This is a genomic window from Streptomyces sp. NPDC048248, from assembly GCF_043201875.1.
Lineage (GTDB): Bacteria > Actinomycetota > Actinomycetes > Streptomycetales > Streptomycetaceae > Streptomyces.
This window is the reverse complement of sequence record NZ_JBICZL010000004.1, coordinates 177,785-201,319: the sequence shown is the minus strand read 5'-3', so window position 1 is coordinate 201,319 and position 23,535 is coordinate 177,785. Positions and strand designations below refer to the sequence as shown.

General features: G+C 72.2%; 20 protein-coding genes. 8 read left to right on the top strand and 12 right to left on the bottom strand.

The window, feature by feature from the left end:
* Positions 1 to 50: 50 nt before the first annotated feature.
* From ACGFZW_RS09760 to ACGFZW_RS09735, 6 genes are read right to left on the bottom strand one after another with little or no spacing between them, the layout of a single operon-like run.
* Positions 51 to 914 carry a class I SAM-dependent DNA methyltransferase gene (locus ACGFZW_RS09760; protein ID WP_393892534.1) on the bottom strand — a complete coding sequence of 288 codons (864 nt, stop codon included), beginning with the start codon at positions 912 to 914 and terminating at the stop codon, positions 51 to 53.
* Positions 915 to 2,237 carry an MFS transporter gene (locus ACGFZW_RS09755; protein WP_393892533.1) on the bottom strand — a complete coding sequence of 441 codons (1,323 nt, stop codon included), beginning with the start codon at positions 2,235 to 2,237 and terminating at the stop codon, positions 915 to 917. It lies immediately after the preceding gene.
* Positions 2,221 to 3,318 carry a dipeptide epimerase gene (locus ACGFZW_RS09750; RefSeq protein ID WP_393892532.1) on the bottom strand — a complete coding sequence of 366 codons (1,098 nt, stop codon included), beginning with the start codon at positions 3,316 to 3,318 and terminating at the stop codon, positions 2,221 to 2,223. The genes ACGFZW_RS09755 and ACGFZW_RS09750 overlap by 17 nt, the downstream gene beginning before the upstream one ends.
* Positions 3,315 to 4,559, bottom strand: coding sequence for a PLP-dependent cysteine synthase family protein (locus tag ACGFZW_RS09745; RefSeq protein ID WP_393892531.1), 1,245 nt, complete (start codon positions 4,557 to 4,559; stop codon positions 3,315 to 3,317). The genes ACGFZW_RS09750 and ACGFZW_RS09745 overlap by 4 nt, the downstream gene beginning before the upstream one ends.
* On the bottom strand, positions 4,556 to 5,497 hold the full coding sequence (locus tag ACGFZW_RS09740) for a hypothetical protein (RefSeq protein WP_393892530.1): 942 nt from the start codon (positions 5,495 to 5,497) through the stop codon (positions 4,556 to 4,558). Before ACGFZW_RS09740 ends, ACGFZW_RS09745 begins: the two co-directional genes overlap by 4 nt.
* Entirely contained in the window at positions 5,494 to 6,981 is a 1,488-nt protein-coding gene (locus ACGFZW_RS09735) for an ATP-grasp domain-containing protein (RefSeq protein ID WP_393892529.1), read from the bottom strand. The genes ACGFZW_RS09740 and ACGFZW_RS09735 overlap by 4 nt, the downstream gene beginning before the upstream one ends.
* Before the next feature lie 234 nt (positions 6,982 to 7,215).
* On the opposite strand from ACGFZW_RS09735, the gene ACGFZW_RS09730 reads away from it, so the two are divergent.
* On the top strand, positions 7,216 to 8,682 hold the full coding sequence (locus tag ACGFZW_RS09730; RefSeq protein WP_393892528.1) for an alpha/beta fold hydrolase: 1,467 nt from the start codon (positions 7,216 to 7,218) through the stop codon (positions 8,680 to 8,682).
* Between the two features lie 455 nt (positions 8,683 to 9,137).
* Entirely contained in the window at positions 9,138 to 9,446 is a 309-nt protein-coding gene (locus ACGFZW_RS09725) for a hypothetical protein (RefSeq protein ID WP_393892527.1), read from the top strand.
* A 40-nt stretch (positions 9,447 to 9,486) separates the two neighbouring features.
* On the opposite strand, the gene mscL is transcribed toward ACGFZW_RS09725, so the two are convergent.
* The 5 genes from mscL to ACGFZW_RS09700 all read right to left on the bottom strand — a co-directional run bounded on the left by mscL (position 9,487) and on the right by ACGFZW_RS09700 (position 15,606).
* The gene (mscL, locus tag ACGFZW_RS09720) at positions 9,487 to 9,984 is read right to left on the bottom strand and encodes a large conductance mechanosensitive channel protein MscL (RefSeq protein WP_393892526.1); all 498 of its coding nucleotides are present in this window, start codon (positions 9,982 to 9,984) and stop codon (positions 9,487 to 9,489) included.
* An 893-nt stretch (positions 9,985 to 10,877) separates the two neighbouring features.
* Positions 10,878 to 11,711, bottom strand: coding sequence for an S-methyl-5'-thioadenosine phosphorylase (locus ACGFZW_RS09715; RefSeq protein WP_393892525.1), 834 nt, complete (start codon positions 11,709 to 11,711; stop codon positions 10,878 to 10,880).
* A gap of 111 nt (positions 11,712 to 11,822) precedes the next feature.
* Entirely contained in the window at positions 11,823 to 12,185 is a 363-nt protein-coding gene (locus tag ACGFZW_RS09710) for an FmdB family zinc ribbon protein (protein ID WP_393892524.1), read from the bottom strand.
* 69 nt (positions 12,186 to 12,254) lie between these two features.
* Complete coding sequence (locus tag ACGFZW_RS09705; RefSeq protein WP_393892523.1) at positions 12,255 to 13,646, bottom strand: MFS transporter; 1,392 nt, start codon at positions 13,644 to 13,646, stop codon at positions 12,255 to 12,257.
* Positions 13,647 to 13,986: 340 nt separating this feature from the next.
* The gene (locus ACGFZW_RS09700) at positions 13,987 to 15,606 is read right to left on the bottom strand and encodes a potassium/proton antiporter (RefSeq protein WP_393892831.1); all 1,620 of its coding nucleotides are present in this window, start codon (positions 15,604 to 15,606) and stop codon (positions 13,987 to 13,989) included.
* A gap of 184 nt (positions 15,607 to 15,790) precedes the next feature.
* On the opposite strand from ACGFZW_RS09700, the gene ACGFZW_RS09695 reads away from it, so the two are divergent.
* Entirely contained in the window at positions 15,791 to 18,508 is a 2,718-nt protein-coding gene (locus ACGFZW_RS09695) for a penicillin acylase family protein (protein WP_393892522.1), read from the top strand.
* Between the two features lie 293 nt (positions 18,509 to 18,801).
* On the opposite strand, the gene ACGFZW_RS09690 is transcribed toward ACGFZW_RS09695, so the two are convergent.
* The gene (locus tag ACGFZW_RS09690; protein WP_393892830.1) at positions 18,802 to 19,425 is read right to left on the bottom strand and encodes a 5-formyltetrahydrofolate cyclo-ligase; all 624 of its coding nucleotides are present in this window, start codon (positions 19,423 to 19,425) and stop codon (positions 18,802 to 18,804) included.
* Positions 19,426 to 19,557: 132 nt separating this feature from the next.
* Here ACGFZW_RS09690 and galU point away from each other — a divergent pair, with 132 nt between their 5' ends.
* Genes galU through ACGFZW_RS09665 form a run of 5 tightly spaced genes read left to right on the top strand, consistent with a single transcriptional unit; the run spans position 19,558 to position 23,440 of the window.
* Entirely contained in the window at positions 19,558 to 20,460 is a 903-nt protein-coding gene (gene galU, locus ACGFZW_RS09685; RefSeq protein ID WP_393892521.1) for a UTP--glucose-1-phosphate uridylyltransferase GalU, read from the top strand.
* Positions 20,461 to 20,464: 4 nt separating this feature from the next.
* The gene (gene glp, locus ACGFZW_RS09680) at positions 20,465 to 21,781 is read left to right on the top strand and encodes a gephyrin-like molybdotransferase Glp (protein WP_393892520.1); all 1,317 of its coding nucleotides are present in this window, start codon (positions 20,465 to 20,467) and stop codon (positions 21,779 to 21,781) included.
* 59 nt (positions 21,782 to 21,840) lie between these two features.
* On the top strand, positions 21,841 to 22,323 hold the full coding sequence (gene moaC / locus ACGFZW_RS09675) for a cyclic pyranopterin monophosphate synthase MoaC (protein ID WP_393892519.1): 483 nt from the start codon (positions 21,841 to 21,843) through the stop codon (positions 22,321 to 22,323).
* Positions 22,320 to 22,820, top strand: a complete 501-nt coding sequence (locus ACGFZW_RS09670; RefSeq protein ID WP_393892518.1) for a molybdenum cofactor biosynthesis protein B — start codon at positions 22,320 to 22,322, stop codon at positions 22,818 to 22,820. Before moaC ends, ACGFZW_RS09670 begins: the two co-directional genes overlap by 4 nt.
* 14 nt (positions 22,821 to 22,834) lie before the next feature.
* Entirely contained in the window at positions 22,835 to 23,440 is a 606-nt protein-coding gene (locus tag ACGFZW_RS09665) for a GNAT family N-acetyltransferase (protein ID WP_393892517.1), read from the top strand.
* Positions 23,441 to 23,535: the final 95 nt, after the last annotated feature.

The window sequence follows — 23,535 nt, the reverse complement described above, 5'->3', positions numbered from 1 at the left end:
GGGGACGGCACGTCGTCGGAGCGAGGTCGTCACGCGGACGTGGGAGGTCGTCAGGGCGCGGTCGTCAGCCGCGCGACGACATGCAGACGGTCCGCGTCGGTCCGGTCGCCGGGCACGTCGCTCTCCTGCCAGCGGGGTGCGGTGCGCGGCCCCGGACCGTCGTGGAGCGAGAGCACCGTGAAGCCGTGCGCGGTCAGAAAGCGCCGCAACTCCAGCGGGAACAGCAGCCGCCAGGCGGAGCGCTGCTCCACGGGCTGCGAGCCGTCGTCGGTGGACCAGATCCGGCTGCGGCGCAGCAGCTGCGCCGTGCGGTCCACGCGCAGGGTGGTCCGTGCCCGGTAGGCCGTGCCGCGCCAGGTGAACGTGTGCTCCGTCGGCGCGTCCAGCAGGTCCGTACGGCCCAGGAAGTACGCGCCGTTGCGCAGCTCGGCGACCAGCAGGCCGCCCGGCTCCAGAGCCCGTCGGCAGGAATCCAGCAGGCCGTCGAGCTCGTCGTTGGTGTGGCAGTACAGCAGCGCGCTGTCCAGGCAGACGACGGCGTCGAAGGCGCGTGCACCGAGGTCGAAGCGACGCAGGTCGGCGCGGGTATAGGCGGGCCCGGGATGATGGCTGCGGGCGTGCGCGAGCATCGCCTCCGAGAGGTCGGCGCCGACCACCTGCCGGCCCGCCGCCTGGAGCCGCGCAGCGTCCCGGCCGGTCCCGCACCCGAGGTCGAGCACCCGTCTCCCGGCTCCGTGGCGGCGCAGCGTGGCCTCCACCCAGCGGGCGGCCAGCCCCTCCGGATCGGGGAACCGGGCCTCGTACAGCTCGGGGTGGTCGGTGAGCAGGTTCTGACCGGGGTCGCTGCCGGAGAAGGCGCCGGAGTGAACACCAACAGATGCGTTGTCATGCGGAGTTGTCTCGCCGTGCGTCATCTACTGCACGCTCCTTTTCTCACATGGCGGTGGCGATGCGGGTGACGGCTGCGGTGACGTCGCGGTACGGGCTCCCGGCGCCGATTCGGACCCGGGCTCCGGCAGCGCCTGCCGCCGCCGCAGCCGGTCGACACCGGCTGCCGACGCCAGGCCGAAGAGCAGGCAGCAGGCCCACGGCAGCCACGGCGCCGCGCGCTCAGCTCCGGCGTCCATCGCCCAGCCGACCAGGGCGTTCCCACCCGCCGCTGCCACCCCCGAAACGACGTAGAAGACGCCGAAGAAGGTCCCCGTCAGCGTCGATCGCCCGAAGCCCGGTATCAGCTCCATGACGAACGGCTGGGCGATCATCACGCCGAGCGAGAGCAGCAACGCACCCGCCAGCACCGGCAGCAGACCGAGCACCGCCTGCGCGGCGCCTTCCGGGCGGCCCGCGCCCGCCACCGTCATCGGGGGCACGAACGCCAGCGCCATCAGCACCAGCCCGAGGGTGATCCACCGGCCCCTGCTGCCGCGCTGTCGCAATGCCCGTGTCAGGCGCATTTGCAGCGTCAGACTGGCGAGCGTCCCGGTCAGGAAGACCAGCGCGGCCGCTCCCGCCCAGCCGGTCGCCTGCCGCGCCCCTTGGGGCAGCAGCAGATACAGCTGGTTCTCCAGGGTGAACATGCCGACCATGCCCAGCGCGAACGCCACGAACGCGCGGTTGCCCACCACCTCGCGCCAGTCCCCGAGCACCCCGGACGTCGCCGGCGGCACCTCGCGGGCCGGCAGTACGAGCGCCTGCGCGACGGTCAGCAGCGCGAAGATCGCCGCAGCGGTGAGCGCCGAGGCCCGGAAGTCGACGAGCAGCAGTGCGCTGCCCAGCAGCGGCCCGATCAGCGCACCCGTCGTCGCGAAGACATTGAACAGCGCGAACGCCTCCGCGGTGCGGCCACCCGCCTCCTGGGCCAGGTAGGCGCGGACCGCCGGGTTGAACAGGGCCCCGGCGAGCCCGCTGAGCACGGAAGCGGCGAGCAGCACCAAAAGACCGTCGCCGAGCGCGAACAGGGCGAAGCCCACGGCCCGCAGCCCGCACCCGGCGATGATCACGCCGCGTGCGCCCAGCCGGTCGGCGGCCGACCCGCCCACGAGGAACATCCCCTGCTGGCTCAGATTGCGGACGCCCAGCACGATCCCGACGACCGCCGCCGACATCCCCAGGTCCTCGCCCAGATGAGTGGCGAGATAGGGGATCAGCAGATAGAAGCCGGTGTTCACACCCAGCTGGTTGACCAGCAGCAGACGTATCGCGAGCGGGAACTCGCGTATCTCATGCCAGGTCCGCACGACGCCGCCCTCCTTCCGGGCCGGCCACCGCGGAGCGCCCCGGCGCGCGGGGCCTGATGCCGAGGCCGACCCCTTCGCCGGCACCCACGGTGCCGTCACCGCCCCCGATACCGGTCCACGGGTCGCGGGCGAGCAGCAGATGGCCGTCCAGGTCGACCCAGCGGGCCCGGTCGGCGAGATGGACCGCGGGCGCGATGCCGAGTGTGCTCGCGGTCAGACAGCCCAGCATCAGATCCGTACCGCTGCCTGCCAGCAACTCCGCGATGCGCAGCGCCGCATGGACCCCGCCGCACTTGGCGAGCTTGACGTTGACGCCCTGGACGCGGCCGGCCAGCCGCCGTGCGTCCTCGTAGCAGACGGCGTCCTCGTCGGCGATGAGCGGCAGCGGCGAGCGGGCCGCGAGCCGGGCCAGCGCCTCAGGATCGCCAGGTGCGATCGGCTGCTCGACCGCCTCGACGCCGAGCGCGGCGTAGCGCGGCAGCAGTTCCGCCGCCTGCGGAACGCTCCAGGCGCCGTTCGGATCGAGCAACAGGCGTGCACACGGGGCGTGTTCACGGATGGTGCGGACGCGTGCCAGGTCCTCCTCGGGATCGGCGGACCCCGCCTTGACCTTGAGGAGGGTGAAGCCGCTCGATGCAAGGCAGGCGGCCAGTGCCGCGGCCCGCTCCGTGGTGGTGATCCCGATGGTGCGGGCGGTCGCGGCGACCGGCGGGGTCAGCGACCCCAGGAGCTGGTGGACGGGAGCGCCGGCGCGCTTGCCGACGAGATCGAGCAGCGCGGACTCCACCGCGGCGATCACCGCTGGCGACGTATCGGGGCCCGGCAGCTCACCGCCGCGTACGGCGCCCAGCGCGGTCTCCGGGTCGCCGCAACGCTCGATGCCGGCGGCCGCGTCGCGCAGCAGCCGCACCAGGGCCTGGGCGTCGAGCCCGTAGTAGGCGCTGGCCACCACCTCTCCGTGGCCACGCAGCCCGCCCCGCTCGACGGTGAGCCAGACGGCGTCGCGGGCCGCCATCGTGCCGCGCGAGATGCGCAGCGGCTCGGCGAGTTCGAGGCGCGTGACGCGCACGGTGGTCTTCATGCGGGGGCCTCCTGCGGGGGATGCGGCCGACCCGGGGCGGCCGGCGCGGGCACGGATGCGGGGTGGATCGACCCGGTGGCGGCTCGGGTCGCTTCCGGGGCCGGGGACTCGCCCCCGTCCCGGCGGGCCTCGCACGGGTCGACCACCGTCGTGCACCGCGTCCAGCCGGTGGCCTCCGCCGCGGCCGGGTGGGCGATCTCGACGGGGCGCCGGTGTGCCGTCGTACAGTCCACGCCGTGTGCCGAGGTGAAGTCCTCGTCGTAGACGGTGGACAGGTAGCGGTGCGGCCCGTCCGGGAAGACAGTGGCGACGACCGCCCCCGGCTGCATCCGCGCGGCCCATGCGGCCACCAGGGCGGCGGCGCCGGTACTCCAGCCGCCGCTGACGAAGCACGTACGGGCGAGCCGCCGGCAGGCGTCCGCGGATTCCGCGGGACCGACCCAGTGCACCTCGTCGAACGCCTCGTAGGCCACATTGCGCGGATGGATGCTGCTGCCAAGACCTCGCATCAGCCGGGGTCTGGCGGGCTGGCCGAAGATCGTGGAACCCGTGGCGTCCACGCCGATCAGCCGCAGCGACGGCCAGCGGCGGCGCAACGGAGCGACCAGCCCCGCACTGTGTCCGCCGGTGCCCACGCTGCACACCAGCACGTCCAGATGCGGCAGCTCGGCGACCAGCTCCGCGGCGAGGGAGCCGTAACCTGCGGTGTTGTCGGGGTTGTTGTACTGGTCGGGCCAGTACGCGCCGGGCAGCTCGGCGAGCAGAGCACGCAGCCGGCCCAGCCGGGCGGCCTGCCAGCCACCGGGCTCGGCAGGCCGGTCGACGAGTTCCAGACGCGCCCCGTACGCCCGCAGCAGCCGCCGCATCGACGGCTCCAGCTCGGTGTCACCGACCAGCACCACGGGATGGCCCAGGGCCTGCCCGGCGAAGGCCAGACCGATGCCCAGGGTGCCGGACGTGGACTCCACCACCGGCGCACCGGGCCGCAGCTCACCGCGGTCGCGGGCACCCCGCAGCATGGACACCGCGGCGCGGGCCTTCATCCCGCCGACACCGTGCCCTTCGAGCTTCGCCCAGAACCCCGGCTGCGGGGACGGCAGATCCCCACTGATCCTGGCCAGTGGCGTACGGCCGAGCAGCCCCAGCAGCCCGGGGTCACCGAGCCCGGCAGCGCCGCAGGGGTGCGGCGCCCCCGTACACAGGACGGACTCCAAAGTGGCGTCGGGTGCGGACGTGGTCATGGCATTCCCCCATAGCGATGGATGACTCCGGGACCGCCGTCGAGCCAGAAGAACGGATAGGGCTCGGCGCACACGGCATGCACGCCCGCACCCACGAACCGGGGCAGCACGGCGCTGCCGGTCTGCGCGAACAGGACCAGCGGCAGACCGTGCGCGGCGGTCCTGGCACGCAGCGGTTCGAACGTCCCGTTGCCGAGCGTCATACCGGAGGCCAGCACCGCGTCACAGCCGCCGGCCGCGTCGAGCGCGTCGGTCACCACCGGCTCGCCCCACTCCGTCCTGCCGCCCTTGAGATCACACGGCAGATACCGCAGGCCCTTCGAACGCAGCGCCTCAAGAAGCGAGTTGACGACGCCGACGACCAGTACGCGGCCCCCGGGAGGCAGCGCCCCGGAATCCAGCAGCTCCACCACGGCCCGTGCCCTGGCCCGGGACTTCGAGAGCGACGACCCTGCGGGCAAGGCGACGGGCCGGGCGCCGTTCTCCGGTGTGTGCGGCGCGATGTGCATCAGATACGCGTCCAGGGCCGCGGTCCGCACCACCCGGAGCGGATGCGACAGCAGCGACGCCACATCGGCGCCGACCGCGTCCTCCACGGCCGTGGCGGGCAACGCACCCGGCTCCGCCGCACAGGACCCGACGGCGGCGCCGAGCCGCAGACTGAGCACCTCGTTGCGGTATCCGCTGCCCCGCCCCTCGTGGCGTACGGCTTGACTGGTGGCGAAGGCTGTGGAGACCCGCACCCCCTTCGGGTCCGGCCCCAAACGGCCTGCCGACACGGCCTCTTGCAGAGCTTCGAGGCTGTCCCATCCGGTCAACACGCCGTGAGGTGCACCCGGCCGCCGGGGAGTGTCCGCAGATGCGCCCCACTCCGTGGACGCACAGCTGCCCTCATGCATCTCCAGGGCCGCTCCAGGACCGTCCGCACGCACGCTCATCGGGCCGCCACCCGCGGCCGCACCGTGGCCAGCAACTCGGCGACACGGTGGCGTGCCCCGCCGCCTTCGGTGTCGGCAGCCATGATGTGGCCCAAGTAGCCGTTGTTGTCCCCGGCCGCCCGCACCCGCACGCCGGGCTCGGCAAGCCGCACCTCCAGCACCCCGGGCAGGGCCTCCAGGCCCGCGACGCCGGAGCGCACTCCAGAGGCGGCGCCCTCAGTCGGCGTGGCCGGGGCTGCACCAACGGCCGTGCCTTCGCGCGCGCTCCAGGGAGCCGCGTCAGGCGCGTCGCCCTGCCCGACCTCACGGACCTCGCCGGGCACGGCGACACCCTTGCCCTTGCCGTCAGACACATCACCCGGCACGGCGACACTCTCCTCCTCACGCGACTCACCGAGCCCGTCCGGACCTCCCCGCCCCACGTCATAGCCCTCCAGGACGCCGTCCTCGCGGGGCAGCAGGAAGCCGATCGCCGCGCTGCGTACGCCCGTCGAGCGGGTGGACAGGTCCGGTTCGCGCCCCAGGGCGAGGTCCACGCACGCGCCGGCGAGGTCGATGCCGGTGACATGCCGGACGAGTTCGGTGATCCGATTGCCCGCCGGACGCGGGTTGACCTCCACGACCCGGGGGCCGGCCGCGGTCAGCTTGATCTCCGTATGGGCGACGACCTGGTCCAGGCCCAGCCCCGAGACCGCCGCGACCGCCGTCTCCACCGCGGCCGCCGTCCCCTCGGAGTCCAGCCCGGCGGGGAACATATGGCCCGTCTCGATGAAGGCGGGCGCACCGCCCACACTCTTGTCGGTCACGCCGACCGCTCGCGTCACACCTCCGTACGACACCGTCTCGACGCTGACTTCGGGCCCGTCGAGCAGCTCCTCCAGCAGCACGGCGGGGGAGCGCAGCTGGCCACGGGCATTGACCGGGAAGGCGTCCAGGGCGCGGTGCGCCTCGGCCAGCTGGGCCTCGTCGTCGACCCGGCGTACGAACATCCCGGCGCACAGGTCCACCGGCTTGAACACCAGCGGATAGCCGACCTCCTGCGCCGCGACCGCCGCTGCCGCGAAGCCGTCGCAGACCGCGAAGCGGGGACCGGGCAGGCCGGCAGCCTCCAGGGCGCGGCGGGTGCGGTCCTTGCGGCAGGCGGTGGTCACCGCACGCGCGCTCGGACCCGGCAGGCCGAGGTGCTCGGCGATCCCGGCCACCGCGGGCAGGTAGTAGTCGCACGAACTCAGCACCCCGTCGAAGCCCAACGCGGCGTGCAGGTCGGCGACATGAGGCAGCAGTGCGGGCAGGTCGTTGGTGTCGGCGGTGAGGACGTGACGGGCGCCGAGCAGCGGGTGCTCCACCCCCTCGGGCGCGGAGCGCAGGTAGTGCTGGAGGTCACGGGTCAGGAAGGTGAAGGTGTGCCCGGCCTCGGTGATCGCACGTGGCAGCAGCCGGCCCATCGCCCCGACCCAGCTCTCGACCATCAACAGATGCCCCATGACTCTCCGTCCGCGCTGAGGGATCCGGGCAGGCAGGGCGAGCCCCGGGCCGTGGATCCGGTTGACCGAGCCCACACGATATCGATAATCATTTTCATTGTCATGTCTGATCCCGCCCCTTCCCCGATGGAGCGCCGTATGCCCTCCCCACTCCTCCCGCCGCGACTTCGCCCACGCCTCCGACCCTCGCCGCGCCCGATATCCCGACGCCGCCACGCGGCCCCCACAACCGCCGTGCTCTCCCTGGCCGTTACCGTCACCCTCACCGCGGTCTCGCCCCTCCCTGCCGCCCCCCGCCCCGCCCCCGCCCCGCCCCCGCCCCTCGCCTTCGGGCCGTGCCCCAGCTCCGTACCGGAGCCCGCCCCACCCGCCCGGGTCACCTGTGGCCGGCTCGCCGTACCGCTCGACCACCACGACCCGCACGGCCCGCAGATACACATCGCCGTCTCGCGGGTCCGCGCCACCGGCACCCCTGCGGAACGCCGCGGCGTCCTCCTGGTCAACCCGGGCGGACCCGGCGGCTCCGGCCTCCCGTACGCCGTCACCAAACGCGCCAAACTCCCGCAGTCCGTACAGCGCGCCTACGACGTCATCGGCTTCGACCCCCGCGGCACCGGCCTCAGCACCCCCGCCGACTGCGGCCCCATGGGCGGCCTCTTCGACGCCCCCGGCGCCGACCCTCTCCCCCGCGACGGCCACGAGGAAAAGGACCACCTCGACAGGCTCCGGCGCCTGGCCGCCGACTGCGCCCACACCGTCGGCCCCGCGCTGCCGCACCTGTCCACCGAACAGACCGCCCACGACATGGACGCACTACGCGCCGCCCTGGGCGAACCCACCATCGGCTTCCTCGGCGTCAGCTACGGCAGCTACCTCGGCGCCGCCTACGCCGCGGCCCACCCCCACCGCGTCGGCCGGATGGTCCTCGACAGCGTCGTCGGCCCCTGGTCCTGGCACGACTTCGACGTCCGCCAGGCCCGCGCACTGCTCCGCCAACGCGCCACCCTCTTCCGCTGGCTGGCACGCGACCCCGACCGCTACGGCCTCGGCAACACCCCTCGCGCCGTCCGCCTCGCCTACACCCGCGTACGCGCCGGCCTCGCGCGTCATCCCGTCGACGGCTTCGGCCCCGCCGCGTTCGACCGCGCCGTCTACCGAGCTCTCGGTCGCACCGAGCGCTGGGCCGCCCTCGGTGACGGCCTGCACCGCTACCTGCGCGACGGCACGGTCACCGGGCTACGCCCCGCCGAGGACTTCGCCGGGCCCGCGTCCCGTACCTACGAAGCAGCCAACCGCGTCGTGAAGTGCGCGGACGGCCCCGGACCTGCCCCCGCGGACGTGCTTGCCGACATCCGGCGCCTACGTCGCCTCGACCCCCTTCCGATCCTCACCGGCCTCGAAGCCTCCGCCTGTGCCTACTGGCATCGCGGGCCCGCTCACCGCACCCCGCTCGGCAGCCCCCACGCGCCGCCGGCCCTCCTCGTAGCCTCGGCCCACGACCCGGTCACCCCCCTCGAAGGCGCCTACGCCCTGCGCCGCACCCTCCCCGGCGCGCGGCTGATCACGCTGGAAGACGACTACTCCCACGGCGTCTTCGCCAGTCGCGGCAACGCCTGCGTCGACGACACGGTCGCCAACTACCTCCTCGACGGCACTCAGCCCCCGACCGACGTCCACTGCACGGGCCCGGGCCTGCCCTAGCGTCCCGTCGCGCGATGCCCCGGCGGCCCCTGCCCATCTCCCCGCCTCGCCGTCTCCCCGGAACCGGCGGCTGAGGCGCGGTCATGCTCTTCAGGGGCCGCCGACGCATCCGCACGACCAATACCGCCCGCCCCATCGCGTCCCCACCCATGACAAGGACCGATGGACAGCGGCAGCCCGCCCAGCAGAGGCGGCCACGCCGCAAGCACCGCGGCCGCAGCCCGCACGGAGGCGACAGAAGCCGCGGGCGAACCGGGGGAGAAGGGCCGGGCACGCTGACTCGGGTGTCACCGTCGGCGGCCATGGCGGGCACCCCGAGGCGCAGGTGAGGGCCTGCCGGTAGATGTGTCGGAGGGGGGCGGGGCGGGGTCGGTACGGCGGTGGTACGGCCGTATCCGGGCTGTCCAGGTTGCGGGCGGGCCCCTGCGCGGGCCGCGCGCCCGTACCCTGAAGAGGTGAGCACCACCCCCGAACCCGAATCGGCCGAGTCCTCCCCGGCGCCCGAGAGCCAGCAGCGCGCCGCCGCGCAGGATGCCTCGGAGCAGCCCGCCGCGGAGACCGCCGAGCCTGCGACGCCTCCCGCGCCCGCCTCGCCCCCCGCGCGTCCGGCCCCCCGGCCCGCGGCGCTGATCTTCGACGACCCGCTGAGCCGGCAGTCCTCGGACGACACCGACCGCGGCTGGGGCGAGCGGCCCTCAGCCGGCTCCGACAGCGCCGCCGACCTGGCCCGTTTCCTCGACGAAAAGCCGCCCCACCACCTCTGAGCGAGGCGATGGGGCGGCGTGTGCCGGTCCGCGGTGCCCGCTAGTACTGCCGCTTCTGCGCGATGACGGTGGCCGAGGTGGAGGAGTGCGGAGCCGAGGAACCCTCGCGCTGCGCGACCAGCGCGTCGCGGATCTCGGTGAGCAGCTCGATCTCGGTCGGGTCCGCCGGAGCGATCGCCTTCTTGGCGTCCTGGCGGGCCTTCCACTTGGTCATCGGAAGGATCATGAGGAAGTAGACGACCGCGGCGGTGATCAGGAAGGTCAGGGCGGAGCTGAGCACCGAGCCCCACAGGATGTAGATCCCGTCGGTGTACTCGCTGGTCTTCTTGCCGATGTGGCAGGTGGTGAGGCACGTCTTGTAGTTGTCGAGGTTCTGCGAACCGAGCGCGCCGATGATCGGGTTGATGACGCCTTTGACCACGGCATTGACGATGTTCGTGAACGCCGCACCGACGACGACCGCGACAGCGAGCTCGATGACGTTGCCGCGCATCAGAAATTCCTTGAACCCCTGCAGGACGCCCTGGTTCTCGCTCACCTTGCAGCCTCTTTCCTTGCTCACTACGGACGGTGCACCAATGGTCAGCACCGCAACTTACGGCAGGGCAGGGCGGAGATGTCCAATCGCGCCACTCGAACCGGCGATCGGCCGGCGCGTCGCTGCGGACCCGGCGGAAGTCGGGTAACGCACGGCCCCGGACGGCGATACCGGTGCGGGGCTGCCCCCAGCGGCATGCGGCAGGTGCCCAGCCACCCGGAGCAGTTTTCCGTGCGATTCGGACAGATGCCACTCGATCTTGCCGCACGGCTACCGCCCTCCGTCGGCCGCGGGAGTCGGACAGAGCGGCCCGGATGACGTGTCTGCCACACCCTGCGCGAGCCCGCAGGCCAGTGCTGCGGCCGCCATCGCCAGGCCCGCGGCCATCACCCGCAGCCGGGTTGTCGGCCGCCACCGGCGCCGACCGCCGCCCGCCCGCACCGGAGGGAAGTGCGGCACTTCACACGACGGGGGCGCGGGGAGCGGGAGCGGACAGAGGTGTGGGTCGGTGGTGGAGGAACGGAGCATGGTGATCACCGCCTGCGGTGGGGGATTCGGTCTCGGTGATCACCACCGTGCCGGAATCCGCCGCGGCCCGCGCAGGGCTGTGTACAACCACGTCGCTGTGGACAACTCGGCCACCCGTCAGAGGGAGGCAGGGCTCCTCGGAGGGCGGCAGAAGCCTCCCCGGAGGCCGCGGCCTCCCCGCGGACCGGGGCATTCAGAGCGGCCGGGGTCGTAGGAGGAAGCCGGGGTCGTCAGCGGAGGACCCTGGTTACAAGCGATGACCGGGGCCGTATGAACAAGGCCCGGGACCCGATGAGAACGCCCGGGATCGCATGAGAAAGCCCCGGGGCCGTGAGCGAAAGCTCCGGCCCCGGAAGCGCCGGCCCTCAGGGCAGCTCGATGCCCAGGTTCCAGCCGTCGTGGGCGCCCACGCACAGGCACTCGCGCTCGGCGTTGCCCGGCAGGGCGGCCACCGCGTCGAAGAGCACCTCGCGCAGGCGGCCGACGTTCTGGCCGAACACCTCCAGCACTTCGCCGTGGGAGACGCCGTCGCCCGCCTCCGCGCCCGCGTCCAGGTCGGTGACCAGCGTCAATGAGGTGTAGCAAAGGCCGAGTTCACGAGCCAGGACGGCCTCGGGTTGGCCCGTCATGCCGACCACGGACCAACCCTGGGCCGCGTGCCAACGGGACTCCGCGCGGGTCGAGAAGCGGGGGCCCTCGATGACGACGAGGGTGCCGCCGTCGACCGGCTCCCAGTCGCGGCCCCGGGCGGCGGCCACCGCGGCCCGGCGCCCGGCGGCGCAGTACGGGTCGGCGAAGGTCAGGTGGACGACGTTGGGGACGCTGCCGTCGGGCAGCGGGACGCCGTCGAAATAGGTCTGCGTACGGGCCTTCGTGCGGTCGACGAGCTGGTCCGGTACGAGGAGCGTGCCGGGGCCGAATTCGGGGCGCAGCCCGCCCACGGCGCACGGGCCGAGTACCTGCCGGACGCCGACCGAGCGCAGGGCCCAGAGATTGGCGCGGTAGTTGATGCGGTGCGGCGGGAGGTGGTGTCCGCGGCCGTGCCGTGGCAGGAACGCGACCTGGCGGCCCGCCACCTCGCCCAGGAACAGCGAGTCGCTGGGGCTCCCGTAGGGAGTGTCCACCGTGATCTCGGTCACGTCGTCGAGGAAGGAGTAGAACCCCGAGCCGCCGATGACACCAATTTCCGCGTCAGCCATGCCGGTCACACTATCGGGGAGGGGCAGCCGGCTGACAGCGGATGCCGGCGAAGGGGACCGGAACGCGGCGGACCCCGCCGTCGGCGACGGCGGGGTGCGGGAGAAAGCGTGTCAGGCGGCCGAGCTGCTGCTCGTGGAGCCCGCCTTGCTGCCGGACGACGGCGAGGACGAAGCGCTCGACGACGACGAGGACGAAGGCGACGACGAAGACGACGTCGACTTGCTGTCGGAGCTGCTGGACGAGGAGCTCGACGCATCCGAGGAGGCGGTCTTCGCGGGGGTGCTGCTGGACGACGAGCCGCGGCTGTCGTTGCGGTAGAACCCGGATCCCTTGAAGACGATGCCGACCGCGGAGAACACCTTCTTGAGGCGTCCGTTGCAGCTCGGGCAGTCGGTGAGCGCGTCGTCGGTGAACTTCTGCACCGCCTCGAGGCCCTCGCCGCACTCCTTGCACTGGTACTGGTAGGTCGGCACTGTGACTTCCTCCTGGCACTCTCAGTCGTTGAGTGCTAACGACGATCCATAGTGCAGTATTCCTGCCCGTCAGTCCACTGCGACCGGCGTACGGTGACCGACTCCACGTCCACCGCCGTGCTCCCGCGGCCCCTGCGCCCAGGCGTCGGTGGCCGATTCCGAGGCGTCGAGAGGGCCGGCTTTGGTGTCGTGCGAGGACTGTCCGCCGGTGGCGGCGGAGCCCGCAGCGGCAGAACCGACGATCAAGGTCGAGGAGCGCGGCAGCAGGTGGGCGCGCAGCGCCAACAGCACCGTCAGGGCCAGCGCCGTACCGGCCAGCGGCACCAGGAATCCGGCGCTCGGGCCGAAACCGTCGGCCAGCCGGCCGGACGCCGTGGCGGCACCGGCCTGTCCCAGCGCGACCGCACCGGTCAGCCAGGTGAACGCCTCGGTGCGGGCAGTGGCAGGCACCAGCGACTCGACGAGCGTGTAGCCGGTGATCAGGGCCGGGGCGATGCACAGGCCGACGAGCAGGCCGACGGCGCCGAGCAGCGGAACCGCGGTCACCGCCCACAGGGGGGTGGTGGCCAGGGCCAGCAGCCCGTAGGCGACCAGCAGGCGGCGCCGCGGGCCGACCTTCCACGCGATCGCGCCGCAGGCGATGCCGGCCAGCATGTTGCCGCCCGCGAAGATCCCGTAGAGCACGCCGTTGATACCGGGCTGCCCGATGTCCTGGGTGAAGGCCGTCAGCGAGACCTGCATGCCGCCGAAGACGGAGCCGATGCCGAAGAAGGCCACGATCAGGACGCGTACGCCGGGGAGCGAGAGCGCCGAGACGCGCGGCCGGTCACCGTCCGCGGGCCGGTGCACGGGCGGCTGGCTGCGGCGCTGGGAGGCGAACAGCAGCCCGCCGGCCAGGGTCAGCGCGGCCTCGGCGACCAGGCCGGCCGCCGGGTGGATGCCGGTGCACAGCGCGGTGGCCAGCACCGGGCCCACGACGAAGGTGAACTCGTCGGTCACCGACTCGAAGGCGGCCGCCGTCGGCATCAGCGGCGAACCGCCCAGCCGGGAAGCCCAGCGGGCCCGCACCATCGGACCGACCTGCGGGGTGGAGGCTCCGGTGGGCACGGCCACCGTGAGCAGTGCCCACAGGGGGGCGTGGGCAAGGGCCAGGGTGATCAGCGCGGCGACGCCCGCGACGTGCACCAGCACACCGGGGAGCAGCACGGCGCGCTGGCCGAAGCGGTCGGCGAGCTTGCCGCCCTGGGGGGCGAACAGCGCCATCGCGACGCCGGTGGCGGCGGACACGGTGCCGGCGGTGCCGTAGGAGCCGGTGGTGCTCTCCACCAGCAGCACGATGCCGATCGTGAGCATCGCGAAGGGCTGCCGGGCCAGAAAGCCGGGCAGCAGGAACGTCCATGCACCGGGGGTGCGCAGCAGTTTTCCGTATCCGGGACGGGATTCCTTGACCGCGGATGCCACGGCCGGGCCTTTCTGCTGCCTGGTAGCGCGCAGCCGCGAGGTCGTCACGGGAACGCGCCGAGAGCTGTCCTCTCGCGCAGGACCGAGTGATACCGCGTGGTCCGCACCGTTGAGGTGATGGCTGCGTGTGGCAGGGGACCGCGGCCGCCGAGCGGTCGCGCCAGCTCTGCGTCAGGCAGAGGTGGTTCGTTGATTTGCCTCTTCATACTACAGGCCGAAGCGCGTGAAGCCCTGGGATTAACCAGGGCTTCACGCGGATTTCCTTGGGATCCGTGGAGATCTACAGCACATTCGGGCGGCCGACGAACGTCGGTGGCCGTGGGCGTCGGCCCGGCGCCGGTCAGCGCCGGCCGCGGCCCTTGGGGGGCCGGTCCCGTGGGGCCCCGGGGCGGCGGAGGACCGTGCCGCTCTGCCGCTTGGGTCCTTGGCCGCCGGCGGGCGGGGAGGGGCGCGCGCCCCCGGCGCCCCCGGTGCCCAGCCAGCCGGCCAGCTTGCCGCCCTGCGAGACCGCCTGCAGCCGGTTCTCGGCCGCGTCCCGCACCGGGTCGGTGGCCACCACCAGCAGCTCGTCCCCGCGCCGCAGCACCGTCGTGGGCGCCGGTACGAAGCTGGTGCCGTCCCGGACGATCAGGGTGACCGCCGCACCCGCGGGCATCCGCAGCTCGCCGACCTCGACGCCGTGCATCCGGGAGCCGGGTCCGATGGACGTGGACAGCAGATGGCCGCGCAGCCGCTCCAGCGGTGCCGACTCGATGCCCAGGTCGGCGGTCTCTCCCGCGGCCCCGGACGCCCCGATCCGCAGCCGCCTGGCGAGCCACGGCAGGGTCGGCCCCTGGATGAGGGTGTAGACGACGACGAGGACGAAGACGATGTTGAAGACCCGCTCGCTGTCGGGGACGTCGCTCACCATCGGGATGGTGGCCAGCACAATCGGCACAGCACCCCGCAGTCCCGCCCAGGACAGCAGGGCTTTCTCCCGCCAGGGCATCCGGAACGGCAGCAGGCTCGCGAACACCGACGTCGGCCGGGCCACGATCGTCAGGATCAGACCGATGACGAGCGCGGGCGCGACGTCGTCGAGCATCTTGTGCGGGGTGACCAGCAGACCGAGCAGGACGAACATGCCGATCTGGCCGATCCAGCCCAGCCCTTCGGCGAATCCGCGGGTGGCCGGTGCGTGCGGCAGCTTGGCGTTGCCGAGGATCATCGCGGCCAGGTAGACGGCGAGGAAGCCCGAGCCGTGCGCGAGGGCGCCGGCCGCGTAGGCGGAGACGGCGATGGCCATGACGGCGATCGGGTAGAGGCCGGACGCGGGCAGCGCCACATGCCGCATGCCGTACGCGCCGAGCCAGCCGATGGCGATGCCGATGGCGGCGCCGATCGCCAGCTCCAGGGCGATGTGCCAGAGCAGGACGTACCAGTGCTCGAAGGGTCCGGCCGCGGAGAAGGCCACGACGAGAATGACCACGGGGGCGTCGTTGAAGCCGGATTCGGCTTCCAGGATGCCTGTCAGGCGGGCGGGCAGCGGGACGCTGCGCAGCACGGAGAAGACCGCGGCGGCGTCCGTCGAGGACACCACCGCGCCGATCAGCAGCGCCTGACGCCATTCCAGGCCGGCCAGGTAATGCGCTCCGGCCGCGGTGACCCCCACGCTCACCGCGACACCGAGGGTCGAGAGCAGCGCCGCCCGTGGCAGCGCCGGCTTGATCTCTTTCCACTTCGTGCCCAGGCCGCCCTCGGCGAGAATCACGACCAGGGCGGCATAGCCCAGGAGTTGGGTCAGCTCCGCGTTGTCGAAGACGACGCCGCCGATCCCGTCCTGTCCGATGGCGATGCCGATCCCCAGGTAGATGAGCAGGCTGGGGAGCCCGCTGCGCGAGGAAAGCCGTACCGCAGCAACCGCGATGAGCAGTACGAGCGAGCAGATCAGCAGGAGTTCGTTGAGGTGGTCGACAGTCAGGAGCTGGTCCCTCCTTGCACGGGTTGCGGGCGCGGGCGTTCCTTACCGTATCTAGTTACTGAGACTAACAATTTACCATTACTTGAAAGTTGGACGTGCTGGCGGTGACTCCGCGTAGGGGTCGCCGAACCCGTGCGCCTATGGTTGCCTCCAGCACTCCCACCCTGCCCCTCGAAGGACAGAGATGCCCGCCAACAAGTCCGGCCCAGCCCCCAAAAAGAAGAAGGGGCGGCGCGGCCGCCTCGTACTGATCACGGTCGTGCTTCTGCTCGTGGCGGGCATCGGCTTCGGTGCGTTCTGGGGCGTCAGCACGGTGCGCGCCTCGTTCCCCGAGACCACCGGCTCGCTCAAACTCCCGGGCCTGACCAACCCGGTCGACGTATCGCGCGACTCCCGCGGTGTCCCGCAGATCTACGCAGACACCGACGAGGACCTCTTCCGCGCCCAGGGGTTCGTCCAGGCCCAGGACCGTTTCTGGGAGATGGACGTACGCCGCCACATGACGTCGGGCCGGCTGTCGGAGATGTTCGGCAAGGACCAGGTCGAGACCGACTCCTTCCTGCGCACCCTCGGATGGCGCGACGTGGCGCAGAAGGAGTACGACACCAAGCTGTCGCCCAGCACCAAGAAGTACCTCCAGGCGTACTCCGACGGCGTCAACGCCTACCTCAAGGACCACGAGGGTTCGGCGCTGTCCCTGGAGTACGCGGCACTGGACTTCCAGAACGACTACAAGCCCGAGAAGTGGACCCCCGTCGACTCGGTGGCCTGGCTCAAGGCGATGGCCTGGGACCTGCGCGGCAACATGCAGGAAGAGATCGACCGGTCCCTGATGACCAGTCGCTTCAGCGCGGCGCAGATCGATCAGCTCTACCCGAAGTACCCGTACAAGCGGAACAAACCGATCGTCGAAGGCGGCGCGGTCGACCCGGCCACCAAGCAGTTCCGGCCCAAGAGCACGGCCAACGCCACCCCGGCGGGCACCGGTGCGGGAGCGGCCGTCGGGCTGCAGTCGCAGCTCTCCTCGCTGTCCAAGTCCCTCGACAAGATCCCGGCACTGCTCGGCCCCAACGGCAACGGCATCGGCTCCAACTCCTGGGTCGTCTCCGGTGACCACACCACCACCGGCAAACCGCTGCTCGCCAACGACCCGCACCTCGCGCCGCAGATGCCCTCGCTCTGGTACCAAATGGGCCTGCACTGCCGCACCACCGGCCCCCGCTGCAACTACGACGCCTCCGGCTTCACCTTCGCCGGCATGCCCGGCGTCGTCATCGGCCACAACCAGGACATCTCCTGGGGCATGACCAACCTCGGCGCGGACGTCTCCGACCTGTACCTGGAGAAGATCAACTCCGAGGGCTACCTCTACGACAACATGCAGCAGCCGTTCACGACCCGCAAGGAGACCATCAAGGTCGCCGGCGGAGCCAGCCGCGAGATCACCGTCCGCTCGACCAACAACGGCCCGATCGTCTCCGACCGCGACGACGAGATGTCCACCGTCGGCAAGAGCGCTCCGGTCGGCAACGCGGCACCGGACCGCGGCGACGGCTACGCCATATCGCTGCGCTGGACGGCCCTGAACCCCGGCCGGTCCATGGACGCCGTCTTCGAGCTCAACCGGGCGAGGGACTTCACCGGCTTCCGCAAGGCCGCCGCGCACTTCGAGGTGCCCTCGCAGAACCTGATCTACGCCGACACCAAGGGCAACATCGGCTACCAGGCCCCGGGCACCGTCCCGGTCCGCGGCAAGGGCGACGGCACCTACCCGGCGCCGGGCTGGGACCCGAAGTACCGCTGGACCGGCTACATCCCGCAAAAGGCCCTGCCCTACGAGTACAACCCGCGGCGCGGCTACATCGTCACCGCCAACCAGGCCGTCGTCGACGAGGACAAATACCCTTACCTGCTCACCAAGGACTGGGGCTACGGCGCCCGCAGCCAGCGGATCAACGACCTCATCGAGTCGAAGATCAAGGACGGCGGCAAGGTCTCCACGGACGACATGCAGACCTTCCAGATGGACAACAGCAGTGAGATCGCCCGGCTGCTGACGCCCTACCTGACGAAGATCGACATCAAGGATCCGTACGTCCGCGAGGCCCAGCAGCTGCTGGAGGGCTGGGACTTCACCCAGGAGCCCGACTCCGCCGCGGCCGCCTACTTCAACGCCGTCTGGCGCAACACCCTCAAGCTCGCCTTCGGCAACAAGATGCCCAAGGAACTGCGGGTCGACGGCCAGTGCCTCAACGTCCGCCCCGCCAACGAGACCGGCCCTGCCGACGACCTCGACAAGCTCGTCCGCGAATGCGGCGAGCGGGCCGCGGACTCCGCGCAGCCCGACGGCGGCGACCGCTGGTACGAGGTCGTCCGCCCGCTCCTGGACGACCCGGGCAACGCCTGGTGGAAGACCGAGGACCGGGCCGGGCGCCCCGGCGACGCCAACCGCGACCAGCTCCTCGCGCACGCCATGCAGGAAGCCCGCTTCGAGCTGACCAGCAAGCTCGGCAAGAACATCGACAACTGGAGCTGGGGCCGGCTGCACCAGATGTTCCTGAAGAACCAGACCCTGGGCACCGACGGACCCGGCTTCCTGCAGGGCCTGTTCAACCGCGGCCCGTGGAATCTCGGCGGCGGCGAGGCCGCGGTCGACGCCACCGGCTGGAACGCCGCGGGCGGCTACAAGGTCACCTGGGTCCCGTCGATGCGCATGGTCGTCAACCTCGCAGACCTCGACAAGTCCCGCTGGATCAACCTCACCGGCGCCTCCGGGCACGCCTACAGCGCCCACTACTACGACCAGACCGACAAGTGGGCCAAGGGCGAGCTGCTGCCCTGGGCCTTCAGCGAGCAGGCCGTCAAGAAGGCCGCCAAGGACACGCTGACGCTGTCACCGTAGGGGCGCGGTGGCACCGCCGCCGTACAGGACGCCGTGGGGGGGGGGGGGGCCACCCGCCCCCCCCCCCCCGCGGGGGGGGGGGGGGCCGGGGCCCGCCCCCCCCCCCCCCCCCCCCCCCCCCCGCCCCGCCCCCCCCCCCCCCCCCCCCCCCCCCCCCCCCCCCCCCCCCCCCCCCCCCACCACCCCCCCCCCCCCCCCGGGGGGGCGGGGGGGGGGCGCCCCCCCCCCCCCCCCCCCCCCCCACGGCGTTCGGGGAAGCGCCCGGGCACGCAGAGCCCGCGCCGCGCCCGGCCTCAGGGCCCCAGGCCCTCCGCCCGCGCGAAGCGGTGCACCGCCGACGGGGTCACCGCGGCGTGCACGTGCCGGTCGTGCGGCTCGACCGGCACCGACTCCAGGACCTCCGCGTCGTACAGCAGCACCACCAGCGCCGGATCGGCACCGGCCCGCTCCAGGCGCGCCAGCACCCGGTCGTACGAGCCGCCACCGCGCCCCAGTCGCAGCCCCCGGCCGTCCACCGCCAGGCCGGGAAGCAGCACCACATCGGCCCCCGTCACGGCCTCCGGACCCAGCCGCGGCCCGTCCGGCTCCAGCAGCCCGCGGTCGGCCGGCAGCAGATGCGCGGCACCCTCGTAGGCCGCCCAGTCAAGGTCGTTGTCCGGGAGCAGCACCGGCAGCAGCACCCGCACCCCGGCCGCGTGCAGCCGGTCCAACAGGTCATGGGTGGAGGGCTCGTAGCCGATCGAGACGTACGCGGCGACGGTCAGTGCGGCAATGGGGAGTGGCGCGTCGGGGGTCTTTTCACCATCGCGCCGACCGGTCGTCCCCGACACCGCCCGCAATTCTTCCAATTCCAGCGTCCGCCGGGCCAGCGCAATACCCGTTTCCGACACGACACCCGGCAGCAATGCTCTCCTCATCTCCAGGAGATCTCGCCGCAACCTGCGCTTTCTATCGTCGTCAACACTCACTGTGCGCCCTTGCTCCCACTCTCATGCCGTATTAACCAGACCCTCATCATCCTTCCGATAGGGCCGGTTATGGTGGCGCGCATGACTCCATCGCACACGCGGATCAGCAAGGCTGTCATTCCCGCAGCCGGCCTCGGCACCCGGTTTCTCCCTGCCACGAAGGCCACCCCCAAGGAGATGCTCCCGGTCGTCGACAAGCCCGCCATCCAGTACGTGGTGGAGGAGGCGGCCACCGCCGGGCTCTACGACGTCCTGATGGTGACCGGACGCAACAAGCGCCCCCTCGAGGACCACTTCGACCGCAACTACGAACTCGAAGAGGCGCTGCACCGCAAGGGTGACGAATCCCGGCTCTCCAAGGTCCAGGAATCCAGCGACCTGGCCACCATGCACTACGTGCGCCAGGGCAACCCCAAGGGCCTCGGCCACGCCGTCCTGTGCGCCGCGCCGCACGTCGGCGACCAGCCCTTCGCGGTGCTCCTCGGCGACGACCTCATCGACCCCCGCGACCCGCTGCTGCAGCGCATGATCGAGGTGCAGGAGCAGCACGGCGGCTCCGTCATCGCCCTGATGGAGGTCGACCCCGCGCAGATCCACCTCTACGGCTGTGCGGCCGCCATCCCCACCGCGGACCCCGACGTGGTGGGGGTCTCCGACCTGGTGGAGAAGCCCGCCGTGTCCGAGGCCCCCAGCAACCTCGCGATCATCGGCCGCTACGTCCTCGACCCGGCCGTCTTCGAGGTGCTGCGCAAGACCCAGCCCGGCCGCGGCGGCGAGATCCAGCTGACCGACGCCCTCCAGGCACTGGCATCCGACCCGTCCCTGGGCGGCCCGGTGCACGGCGTCGTCTTCAAGGGACGCCGCTATGACACCGGCGACCGTGGCGATTACCTCCGTGCCATTGTCAGACTGGCATGCGAACGTGAGGATCTGGGTCCGGACTTCAGGACCTGGCTGCGCAGTTTCGTCACCGAGGAGATGTAAGACGTTGAACGGCACCACCGGCCAGACCAGCCACCAGGACCGCGTCTGGTCGGTGGCCGAGCATCTCGACGACGTCCTGTCGAAGATCCACCCGCTGGAGCCGATCGAGCTGCAACTCCTCGACGCCCAGGGCTGTGTGCTGGTGGAGGACATCACCGTCCCGGTCGCCCTGCCGCCCTTCGACAACAGCTCCATGGACGGCTATGCCGTCCGTGTCGCGGATGTCGCGGGCGCCACCGAGGAGTTCCCCGCCGCTCTCACCGTCATCGGCGATGTCGCGGCGGGCAACGGCGAACTGCCGCCCGTCGGCCCCGGGGAGGCCGCCCGCATCATGACCGGCGCCCCGGTGCCGCCCGGCGCCGAGGCCGTCGTCCCCGTCGAATGGACCGACGGCGGTACCGGCGAGGGACCGGTCGCCACGATGCGCGCCCACAGCGCCGCACCCGAGGGCGCCGCGGGCGAGGTCCGCGTCCACCGCCCGGTCGCCGAGCGCGCCCACATCCGCGCCCGCGGCAGCGATGTCCGGGCCGGCGAGAGCGCCCTTCGGGCCGGCACGGTCCTGGGGGCCTCACAGATCGGCCTGCTCGCCGCCATCGGCCGCGGCACGGTCAAGGTCCGCCCCCGCCCCCGGGTCGTCGTCATGTCGACCGGCAGTGAACTCGTCCAGCCCGGCGAGGCGTTGGGGTCCGGCCAGATCCACGACTCCAACAGCTTCCAGCTCACCGCGGCGGCCCGCGACGCCGGCGCCATCCCCTACCGCGTCGGCGCCGTCGCCGACGACGCCGAGACGCTGCGCGCCACCCTGGAGGACCAGCTCATCCGGGCCGACATCCTCGTCACCAGCGGCGGCGTCAGCGTCGGCGCGTACGACGTGGTCAAGGAGACCCTGGCCGGCCTGTCCGCCGAGGAGGGCCGGGTGGAGTTCCGCAAGCTCGCCATGCAGCCCGGCAAACCGCAGGGCTTCGGCCTCATCGGCCCCGACCGCACCCCGCTGCTCGCCCTGCCCGGCAACCCCGTCAGCTCCTACGTCTCCTTCGAGCTGTTCGTACGCCCCGCCATCCGCGCCCTGATGGGCCTGCGCGACGTGCACCGCCCCACCGCCCGCGCCGAATGCACCGAAGCGATCGCCTCCTCGCCCCAGGGCAAACGGCAGTTCCTGCGCGGCTCCTACGACTCCGCGGCCGGCCAGGTCACCCCCGTCGGCGGCGCCGGCTCCCACCTGATCAAGGCACTCGCGCACGCCAACGCCCTGATCATCGTCCCCGAGGACGTCACCGAGGTGGCCCGGGGCGACGCGGTGGACGTCCTGCTGCTCGGGTAGCCCGCGGCCGCTGCGGGTACGGTGTCGTCGCACAGGCGGCAGTCCGGACCGGGAGAACGATGAGCAGCGGCCAGCAACACCTCACCCATCTCGACGCGGCGGGCGCGGCCCGCATGGTCGACGTCTCCGACAAGGACGTCACCGCCCGCACCGCCCGTGCCCGCGGCCGCGTCCTGGTCTCGCCGCGTGTCATCGAACTGCTCCGCGGCGAGGGCGTACCCAAGGGCGACGCCCTCGCCACGGCCCGGATCGCCGGGATCATGGGTGCCAAGCGCACCCCCGACCTCATCCCGCTGTGCCACCCCCTGGCCGTCTCCGGGGTGAAGCTGGACCTCTCGGTCGCCGACGACGCCGTGGAGATCACCGCCACGGTCAAGACCACCGACCGCACCGGCGTCGAGATGGAGGCGCTGACCGCCGTCTCGGTGGCCGCCCTCACCGTCGTCGACATGGTCAAGGCCGTCGACAAGGCCGCGGTCATCTCCGACATCCGGGTCGAGGAGAAGACCGGCGGCAAGTCCGGCGACTGGAGCCGGCCGTGACCGCGCCCCGCGCCCTGGTGGTGACCGCCTCCAACCGCGCCGCCGCCGGTGTCTACGCGGACAAGGGCGGCCCCCTGCTGGTCGACGGTCTGGCCGCCATGGGCTTCGAGGTCGAAGGCCCGCAAATCGTCCCGGACGGCGACCCGGTCGAGGCGGCCCTGCGCGCCGCCGTCGCCGCCGCTTACGACGTGGTGCTGACCACCGGCGGCACGGGCATCTCGCCCACCGACCGCACCCCCGAGGCGACCCGCCGCGTCCTGGACCACGAGATCCCCGGCATCCCCGAGGCGATCCGCGCCGCCGGCCGGGAGAAGGTGCCCACAGCGGCGCTCTCGCGCGGGCTGGCCGGCGTCGCCGGTCGCACCGTGATCGTCAACCTGCCCGGCTCGACGGGCGGCGTCCGCGACGGTCTCGCCGTCCTCGCCGACCTCCTGCCGCACGCCGTCGACCAGGTCCGCGGCGGCGACCACCCCAGACCGTCCGGGAGCCCGAGCTGAACGCGCCCTGGCCGGTGGTCCTGACGGACGGAGACGTCTCCCTCCGCCCGATAAAGCTGCGCGACCACCGGCCCTGGCGCGAGGTCAACCGCCGCAACCGCGACTGGCTGCGGCCCTGGGAGGCGACCATCCCGCCGGCGCCGCCCGGCGCCCGCCCACCGCACCGCCCGACATACCGCCAGATGGTCCGTCATCTGCGCGCCGAGGCGCACGCCGGCCGGATGCTGCCCTTCGTCGTCGAGTACCGGGGCCGGCTCGTCGGTCAGCTGACCGTCGCCGGCATCACCTGGGGATCGATGTGCTCGGGGCACGTCGGGTACTGGGTGGACCGCGAGGTGGCCGGCCGCGGTGTCATCCCGACCGCCGTGGCGCTCGCCGTGGACCACTGCTTCCGCTCGGTCGGCCTGCATCGCATCGAGATCTGCATTCGGCCGGAGAACGTCCCCAGCCGCCGCGTGGTGGAGAAACTCGGCTTTCGCGAGGAGGGCATCCGCCCGCGCTACCTCCACATCGACGGGGCCTGGCGTGACCACGCGGTATTCGCCCTGACCGCCGAAGAGGTGCCCGAGGGGCTGCTCCACCGCTGGCGGCACGAGAAGCCCGGCACACCCCACAAATAAAATATGTGTTCGAAATTGTTCACGGGATGACCGGATTCGCGGGCTGCTGATCTCAACAATCACAAAAAAAGTTCGAGATATCAGCCAGATCGTGC